Origin of the sequence: Leptospira borgpetersenii serovar Javanica (genome assembly GCF_003046425.1) — a bacterium.
In the GTDB taxonomy this organism is placed as follows: Bacteria; Spirochaetota; Leptospiria; order Leptospirales; family Leptospiraceae; genus Leptospira; species Leptospira borgpetersenii.
This window is the reverse complement of the sequence record NZ_QAJG01000003.1, coordinates 186464-195000: the sequence shown is the minus strand read 5'-3', so window position 1 is coordinate 195000 and position 8537 is coordinate 186464. Positions and strand designations below refer to the sequence as shown.

12 protein-coding genes (1 of these 12 cut by a window edge) are annotated in these 8537 nt (G+C 39.2%); 3 read left to right on the top strand and 9 right to left on the bottom strand.

Annotated features, from left to right (window positions below; genetic code table 11):
• The 3 genes in view from motB to kdsB are tightly spaced (at most 41 nt apart) and all read left to right on the top strand, a layout consistent with a single transcriptional unit that may run on beyond the window.
• Positions 1-283, top strand: the 3' portion of a protein-coding gene (gene motB, locus CLV95_RS03760) for a flagellar motor protein MotB (protein WP_002723894.1). 545 nt of this gene lie to the left of the window's left edge; only the last 283 of its 828 coding nucleotides appear in the window; its start codon lies beyond the left edge, outside the window; the stop codon is at positions 281-283.
• Between the two features lie 41 nt (positions 284-324).
• On the top strand, positions 325-849 hold the full coding sequence (locus CLV95_RS03755; RefSeq protein ID WP_002723860.1) for a flagellar basal body-associated FliL family protein: 525 nt from the start codon (positions 325-327) through the stop codon (positions 847-849).
• Positions 849-1589, top strand: a complete 741-nt coding sequence (gene kdsB / locus CLV95_RS03750) for a 3-deoxy-manno-octulosonate cytidylyltransferase (protein WP_002723863.1) — start codon at positions 849-851, stop codon at positions 1587-1589. The genes CLV95_RS03755 and kdsB overlap by 1 nt, the downstream gene beginning before the upstream one ends.
• A 527-nt stretch (positions 1590-2116) precedes the next feature.
• Here the strand turns inward: kdsB and CLV95_RS03745 are convergent.
• From CLV95_RS03745 to fcpA, 9 genes are all read right to left on the bottom strand, one after another.
• Positions 2117-2455, bottom strand: coding sequence for an STAS domain-containing protein (locus tag CLV95_RS03745; RefSeq protein ID WP_002723817.1), 339 nt, complete (start codon positions 2453-2455; stop codon positions 2117-2119).
• Positions 2456-2505: 50 nt separating this feature from the next.
• On the bottom strand, positions 2506-2721 hold the full coding sequence (locus CLV95_RS03740; RefSeq protein WP_002723840.1) for a hypothetical protein: 216 nt from the start codon (positions 2719-2721) through the stop codon (positions 2506-2508).
• A 90-nt stretch (positions 2722-2811) separates the two neighbouring features.
• The gene (locus CLV95_RS03735) at positions 2812-3225 is read right to left on the bottom strand and encodes a c-type cytochrome (RefSeq protein WP_002723886.1); all 414 of its coding nucleotides are present in this window, start codon (positions 3223-3225) and stop codon (positions 2812-2814) included.
• 110 nt (positions 3226-3335) lie between these two features.
• A complete protein-coding gene (locus CLV95_RS03730) occupies positions 3336-3683 on the bottom strand; it encodes a Zn-ribbon domain-containing OB-fold protein (protein ID WP_002723849.1) in 348 nt (115 codons plus the stop codon).
• Positions 3684-4202: 519 nt separating this feature from the next.
• Entirely contained in the window at positions 4203-4502 is a 300-nt protein-coding gene (locus CLV95_RS03720) for an MORN repeat protein (RefSeq protein WP_002723806.1), read from the bottom strand.
• Between the two features lie 9 nt (positions 4503-4511).
• Entirely contained in the window at positions 4512-4982 is a 471-nt protein-coding gene (locus CLV95_RS03715; protein WP_002732493.1) for a hypothetical protein, read from the bottom strand.
• Between the two features lie 277 nt (positions 4983-5259).
• Complete coding sequence (locus CLV95_RS03710) at positions 5260-6198, bottom strand: TIGR02757 family protein (protein WP_002732725.1); 939 nt, start codon at positions 6196-6198, stop codon at positions 5260-5262.
• Entirely contained in the window at positions 6195-7091 is an 897-nt protein-coding gene (locus CLV95_RS03705; RefSeq protein WP_002732337.1) for a hydroxymethylglutaryl-CoA lyase, read from the bottom strand. Before CLV95_RS03705 ends, CLV95_RS03710 begins: the two co-directional genes overlap by 4 nt.
• Positions 7092-7533: 442 nt before the next feature.
• On the bottom strand, positions 7534-8445 hold the full coding sequence (gene fcpA / locus CLV95_RS03700; protein WP_002727737.1) for a flagellar coiling protein FcpA: 912 nt from the start codon (positions 8443-8445) through the stop codon (positions 7534-7536).
• Positions 8446-8537 lie beyond the last annotated feature (92 nt).

Below are 8537 nucleotides of genomic sequence, written 5' to 3'. Positions count from 1 at the left end.
CAATAATTGGGATTTAGCAGGAGCAAGAGCGATCAATGCGACGGATTACATCATCAATGTGGAAAAATTGGATCCGTCCTGGTTTCAAGCGGTAAGTTTCGGAGCGTTTCGTCCCTTGGTGATCGAATATGCGGGAACACCCGAAGCGAAAGCTTATAACCGAAGGATTGATATCGTAGTCATGACCGAAAAGTCTACCAAAAGAAGTCCTTACGAAACCAATTTCGGACTTCCAAAAACGAAAATTCCCGGCTCAGAGTCGAGTGTACCCGGCAAAGAGTGATTGGAAAGAATGACTAACGTTAAAATTCAGGAGGCAAACCCATGGGTGATGCGGAAATAGATGAGGAAGAAGGCGGGCTCCCCGCAGCCGAAGGTGGGGGTGGTACGTCTCCCATTATCAAATGGCTTCTTTATGTAGCAGGAGCCATATTCGGAATCATCATCGTTGCGATCATTGCGATGGTAGTTGCAAAACAAACTGCGACGAGCACGTTCACACAAATGAAAAATGTTGCGTTGGTAAAACCTCCTCCTCCTTTGGCAAACTATAATTTTACTGAAGAATTTCGGATCAACACTTCGGATAAAGGAGAAGCTCACTTCGTAAAAATGAAACTCGCTTTCGGGATAGCGAAGGAGGATCAAACTTTGTCGGCGGAACTTGCGGAAAGAAACGCTCAAATGCGTGATTTGATTAACTTAATTGTGGGAAGAAAATCAAAAGATGAACTTATCAACATCGAGGATCAATTGGATTTGAGGGAAGAGATTAAGGCACAAGTGAATCATATCCTTACCGAAGGAAAAATTCAGGAAGTTTACTTTACCGAGTTTATCGTCAACTAATGGTAAAAATTCTCGGAGTAATTCCGGCACGTTATGCGAGCTCTCGTTTTCCGGGAAAGCCGCTCGCAAAGATCGGCGATAAAACTATGATTGAATGGACGTATAGGAACGCTTCTCGGTCTACTGCTCTTTCTGAACTGGTAGTCGCGACCGACGATACTAGAATTCATGAAGTTGTACAAGGTTTCGGTGGAAATAGCGTAATGACGAGAGCGGATCATATTTCGGGAACCGATCGGATTATAGAAGTTGCAAATCTATTTTCTGAATATTCCATAATTATAAATATCCAAGGGGACGAGCCCGGAATCGAGCCGGAATTGATAGATGGAGTAGCGGGTCTAAAGGCATCTCATCCCGAATGGGAAATGAGTACAGCGGCGGTTCCTTTAATCGATTTTTCTCACGGTGAGGATCCCAATCGTGTCAAAGTAATCATCGATCGGAATAGAAAGGCGATTTATTTTTCTAGATCCTTGATCCCCAGTCAGTTTAAGCAGACGGTTCCTTTGTATCGTCATTTGGGAATTTACGGATATGACCGGGATTTTCTTTTAAAATACAATTCTCTCCCAAAAAGTAATTTGGAAGAATCAGAGTCTTTGGAGCAACTCAGAGCGATCGAAGCAGGTTATGGAATCGGAGTTTATTTGGCTCAAGAAGCGGGGTTATCCGTGGATACTCCCGCTGATTTGGAAGTTGTGATTGAAGATTTTAAGAAACGAAAATGGATTACTTAACTGTATTTTGATTTGAACTTGTCCCAAAACCTCGGATGTCGGAACTCCTACAAAAGTTTTCCAACGATAAAATCCGTTAGAAAATCCATAAATCAACAATCTGCGTGAATTTTCACACTCTATTACAAACTTATGAAATGATTGTGCTGATTTCTTTTAAGGTTTTGAGAACAAGTTCTTAAAAAAATTAGAAAAAACTTTTTCTAAAAGTGGGAGATCCCACATTCGATTTTGTTTTTTGCGAAAAAGTATTTAACTGTGAGTTCGGCGTAACGAATGCGATTGAAGGTATAGGGAACTCAAGCTGCCACGCCACTCTCTCAAAATTGTCTTCTGTAGGAGTGGCATTGCCGCGACCTGTCATCTCCCCTGAATGCAGTAGTTCCCACGGCTTACGTCACCTTAGATCGTTTATAGGCTTTTGAAATAATCTTTTCGTTCTTAAATTCCTATAAAAATTCCCACACTTTGGGATTTTGAGAACAAGTTCTAAATTTTAGAAAGGAGATTCTTTAAATGGATTCGAATTACTTAAGGGCTTCTTGAAGAGAATTATGGATCAGAACGAAATCCGCTAATCCTACAATATCCATCACCTTTCTGAAATGTTCATTCAGACCTGCAAATTCGACTTTCTTTTTTGTCTCAGAAGCTTTTGTAATCAAGCTGATGAGGGTTGCAATTCCAGCCGAATTGATATAAGAAGTCCCTTGAAAGTTTAGAATCACACGATCTCGTTTCTCTTGAGGGATGGATTCGTATTTTCCTAGAATCTCTTCATCCGCCTCCGATGTAATTTCACCTTCTATATGGATAATCGGAACGGAGACGGCAAAATCTACAAAAACTTTGAAGTCGTCGGGCATAAAAAATTTTACAACTTAAAAATCGCTAAATTCTATGAAAGTCAATCGAATTACGCATAATTTCCGAGTTCGGTCGGAGACAATTGGTCAAATTGTCTTCCGCATTTTTTGCAATAAAATTTGACAGCTTTCGGTTTGCATGAAATTCCGAATAGGATCAAAAAGATACCGAATTTGGAATATATTTTCTCTTCTCGACTGTTGGGAGAGGTTCTATTTACTCCGCAGTCTTCGCCACAAGGAGGAAGTGGGTTGTTTAAATTCACAAGAATAATGTAGCTTAGGGGTCAAAAAACGCCAATCGAAAAAGTAGAAATGGATCGGAAAACTCGCATTTTCCGATCCGAGAGAAAATCTTAGTTTTGAGAAAGATGAACTACGTATTTTGCAAGTAGTTTCAGATTTTCATCACCTAAGAATTTATAAGCGACCATCGGGCTATTTGGAATTCCGTTGTTGAGAGTTTTTAGAACTCCCGCCTCCGTATTTCCATTTTTCCACTGCGAAGCAGGGGCCCTATAGTTGCGAGGTTTCGGATTGAGACTTGCTGCAGCGGCTCCGTCTCCCGCTCCTTTTTCTCCGTGACAGGAAGCGCAGTTTTGGTTAAAGATTTCCCGCCCCTTTTCAAGTTCGGGATTAAGAGTTGAAGCGGTCTCCGTCGCAGTAGGCGCCGTTTCAGCCGGTTTTTCGGACTTATCTCCACAGTTCAAAAAAAGAACCCAAGAGGTAAGAGCGATAACGATGGAAAGGATCATATTTTTGGAGTTCATCGAAAATCACCTCTATTTAGCAAGCCAGCTTATATTGTGAGGAAAATTCATGATAGGATTTTTTTGTCAGACAAATGTCAGGGGCTTGATTTTTCCCGGGGTTCTGGGTATCAAATGGGACTAAAGATAAATCCGGTCCCGGGTTCATCTCTTTGGAATTGAACGGGAAGATCGATTTTTACCGATTCGGTTACGGAAACTTCTCCTTCTAGAATTCCCATCGCCTTGATTCCTTCTTCCAACTCTACAACCGCCAAAACATAAGGCGCTCTTTGAGCGAGATGTGCGAAACCTAAGTGAACTACCGTGTAAGTGTAAATTTTACCTTTACCTGAAAATTGAATTTCGGATATTTTAGAACTTCCACATTGAGAACAAGAGATCAAAGACTCCGTCGTTTGGAAACCACAGGAGTCACATTTTTTTCCCTTCAATATTTTTAATATAGTTTCGGACATGTTTAAACTCTTTCCGGATTCTGCATCGATTGCCTAACCTGGAATGTCAATCACATAAAATCCCTTCGAATTTCGTTTTGTAGGCTTCGATGATCGTTCGCTTTTGCATTGAGACTTTATAGTGATCGTACAAATTCTAAAGTTATGGGACAAACTCAAAATGAATTTTTCATTGGATGAAGGTTGTTAAAACGACATTAGAGTTGTTAAAAAATCAATTCTTCATCTGTTTCATGGAAACGGTCGATTAAGAACTTGTCCCAAAACCTCGGGTGTAGGAACTCCTACGAGAATGTTCCAACGATAAAATCCGTTGTAACATCCATAAATCACCGATCTGCGGGAATTCATACGCTCTATTACGAACTTATGAAATGATTGCGCTGATTTCTTTTCGTGTTTTGGGACAAGTTCTAAAGCAGTTTTGTTAAACTGAACTGTGGAATTTTCAACAACTCTAATGTATACAAACATTGGACTTTTAGAATCCTTATCTTTGAATTTTTTAGAGACTCTTATTTATTTTTTAAAAATACTTTCTTTCGAAATTTGTTTCCCTTCTTTCCATTTACCACTATAGAGAATTTTTTGATCTTTTGCAACAAGTACGCCGTATCCGTTCTCCTCGCCGTTTTTCCATTGACCAATATATTTTTTTCCGTCCCAATAGATCTTCGACCCAAATCCATTTTTACAATCGCCGTTACAAGATTCTTTCAGAAAGATAAAATAACTACTACCGAATAAAAATATAATCAAAAGCAAAATGGAAAAGATCCTGAATTTATTTTGTGTGAAGAACTGAACTGGTTTTATCATAAACATCCTCTAAAAAATCTGAAATACAAGTTGTAGTGTAGGTATAAGCAAAGCGAAATAACCGGATATAAAAATGGCTTTTTTATAACGATGACAAAACGTGAGAAATTCAGTATGATTCTGAATTAAATTTGAGATATGAGATTTTTCCTTTAAATTTCCCACCTCCGAGCGGATTTTCTTTTTTTTCTCTTTTGTTGATGAGTGCAAGTCGTCAAGATTTGCCAGTTCTGCCCCAAACCAGAGAAGTTTCTGTTTAGAAAAGGGCCGACCGAAAAAAAACTCGGGTATCGTATGTGATTTGGAATATTCGAGGACCTCTATTTGGCATCTTTGACATTCGTTCAGATGTTTTCTGATTAAAAACGGAAGTTTTTTTTGCTCGTTCGTTTTTAAGTAATCTTCAACATTCCAATCTTTACATATATCCATATTCTGCAAATCTAAACAAGCTTTCAATTTAATCCATACTTTTTTCATTCTATTGTTTCGAAAGAAATAAATCGGTCTCTAATCGTTAAGGAATCAAACTTATGACAATCTATATTTTAATGCGACTATATCATTAAACATGAAAGTGTATTTTCAATTTGTCCGTGTTTTTAATATTATGATATAAGAACCTGCTCCAAAAGAAACTAAAGTGCTGCTTTCTAAGGATCGCTCTCGAGGAAACTCAAGCCGTCTCGCTTCTATTGGCGCTCGACGGGTTTGGAGACGAGCTGTAAGTTGAATCGGAGGCCTTGCGCGGACCCAATTAAGATTTCGAACTTGTCGTCTTTTTAAGGAATTTATTTTCGTAGATTTTGCAGATCGTATTGATTTTACAGGTTTCACAGAGATCCTTATCATACATTGATTTACATTTTTTCAGGATTCCCAGTCGACTGAGAGCAAAGTCGCCTTTGACCGGATCATCCGGAAAAATTTCGCGGAAAAAATTCGTGATTTCTTCGGCTTTTTTCCAATCCGGTGTTTGACGAGAACCTATCTGTAAAACGCTTGCAATTCTTTGAATGTGAATATCCAAAGGAAATTGTAGTTCCGAAGGAGAGATTGTGGTATAAATTCCGAAATCCGGATATTCTTTTCGAACCATCCATCGAAGATACATGGAATATCTTTTTAAAGAGGTCGTTCGAACTCCTTGTCCGATTAAAAACTTATATCCGTAACTTTCCGTTTGTTTCTCATTAATCTTCCTGGACTCCTTTAAAAACCGAAGTTGGAAAGCGAGAATTCTTTGTCTTAAAGTTCCTCCCTCCGTAAACGATTTTCGATCTTTTGTAGAGAGTTTGAATTCTCCTTCTTGGGGCATGGAAAAAAGTGACTCAAGTTTATGATCTTTTGTTTTTTGGAGTTTGTTTTGAATCGTTTGTAAAAAAAGATATATGTCGCCCGGTTTTTGAAAGCGATAAGATTTGAGTTCATTCCGAATATATTTGAGATCTTCTTTTAAAAGAAATTGATATGGAGAATCTCCACAAAGTGCGAAGAGTTTTTGGAGATATTCCTTGATTGAGGTGACGTTTCCGTAGGAGAATAAAGCGGCAATAAATCCAGAAATTTCTCGGTCTTGAAAATTCGAGTAGGAATGGGGAAATTCTATCGGATCCGACCCCAGATACTGGGGTGTCTGGTATTCTAAAAAAATTCTTTTCAGAACCTGTTTGGTTTTTTGAGAAGAGTGTTTCAAGATTCTCTTTTCTTTTTATTTGCCAGATAAGTTCTTGACTGTAATTCTCTGAAAAGAGCTTTTTCCATAAAAGCGGACGCTTCCCATAAAAGGTCGGGGTCGATTCCCGTAGAGATTCCTGATTTTTCTAGAAAATATACCAAGTCGTCAGTAGCTAAATTTCCGGCAGCTCCTTTGGCGTAAGGACATCCTCCCAGACCTCCTGAAGAAGAGTCGAAGGAGCGAAGTCCCATTGAAAAAGCTTTTTCCACGTTTGCGATCGCCATTCCGTACGTATCATGGAAGTGTCCTGCAAGTTTATTTGCAGGAATTTCTTTGAGAAGGCGTTCTAATAATACTTCTACTTCTGCGGGAACTCCCGTGCCGATGGTTTCGCCGAGAGAAATTTCGTAAGCGCCTAAATCCAAAAGAATTTTGGAAACGTTGAGAACCTGATTCGGATCGATTTTACCTTCATAAGGACAATCGATCACGGTGGAAACATAACCGCGAACTCGGATACCGTCATCTTTCGCAAGTTTGAAAATTTCTTTAAATCCGTCGATGGATTCCGTGATTGTTCGATTGATATTTTTTTTTGTGAATGATTCCGAAGCTGCCGTAAAAACTGCAACTTCCTTATAACCAGCGTTTTTAGCGGCTTCATAACCTCTTATATTCGGAGTCAGTGCTGAATAATGAATATGTCCGTTCAGATCCAAAAGTGCGGAAAGTTCTGAAGCATCCGCCAATTGAGGAATGGATTCTTTTTTTACAAAAGACGTCGCTTCTATGTTTTTTAAACCTGCTTGAACCAAACGTCGAATGTATTCCGCTTTGATCTCTGTTGATACCGCACGTTTTTCGTTTTGAAGCCCATCACGCGGACCGACTTCCGTGATTTTTATTTCCATTTTCTTATCATCCGATCTTTGTATGGAAAGTCGGCAAGCTAAATATCCTGGTTCTTGTCTATTGCTATGTTTTATGGATGCCTTTTCAATTTCGATTCAAAGTTATTCTATAAGAAACTCGTTCTATTTGGTTTGACTTTTCGGTGTTTACGCGCGTTTAAAATTGAGAAAACGCACAAAACGTAACCATAAAATATTTTGTCTAATCCCGATCTGAATGTTGGAACTCCAACGTTTTAGGAATTAGTGAATAAGAGTAGCTGTAAAGTCCATAAAACACCAAAAAGCGAGAGACGTAATCTGTGGGAATTACTATGCCTTATTACGGACTTGTTAAAAATTTGTAGCTGAATTTATTTTAAGATTTTGGGGAAGACGCTTCAAATAAAAACCCCGCTGAAATCAACGGGGTCTATTTCCATTTCGTTTGAAAGAGAGTAGGTTAAGGTCTTACGGAAATCACTTCGTCCTTGTTCACAAGGTTTACGATGTGTTTGTATTCCGGAGAATCTTTTCCGTATTTCAGCTCGGTTGCTCTTAAGAGGTGAACGTTCTTCTTGTAACGGTATTTGAACATCTGGTCTTCGGATGCTCCGCCGTATTTTTTAATCATGTTCTCTTCGAAAGCGTAGCAACTTGCCAGATACTTGTGAGCGGGATATTCCTTCTCGTTTTCATCGATTTCGATATAAAGTTCGAGAATGGGGATACACTGCGGAAGATTTTGTAAATCATACTCGGTGAGAATCCACGATCTATAAGTGTCGGAAAGAAGTCTTTTGAACTCCGGTCTTTCTCTCAAATCCGGGTTTTTAATTTCATCCAAGTGGTTGATCGCCTTAGTGAAATAGTTCAGAGCCTGTTGTTTTGCAACGAGTTTCTCGCGAGAAACGACACGGTCTTCTCTTGCTTTGCGATCGACCTTTTGCCAATACCATTTTTCATCGAGACGTTTTTTCTCGGCTTCTTCTTTACGGTATTGTTCCACGGATTCTCTCATTTTAAGAACCGTGTTTACTCCCGATTGGTAATTGGATAATGCCAATCTAAATTTGTTGTTCGCGAATGCCTTGGAGAGCTGGTGGAGTTCTTGGAAATTTTTATCATAGCCCTTAAAATCAGGGTTCTTCCACAGAGCTTCTTGTTCCTGGATTGCTTTTTTACGACGCTTCTGCTCTTCCGTGAGGTTCTTGTCATCGTCTTCGGGAACCAACTCGCCTTTTAACAGTTCGTCAATTTTTTCTACAGCTTGATTGGCTTGCTGATTATCGCCCTGATTGTTTTGCTGAGCTAAAACAGACAGGTTGAGTCCCAGCACGGCCAGAAGAATGAATATGCTTTTCATCACCTTCATAATGCTCACACCTTTACTTCTCTTTCAATGGTATTAGGAAAAAAGATACATCCTGTGTCTTTTCTCCTGAATAAACTATCGGATTTAGAATT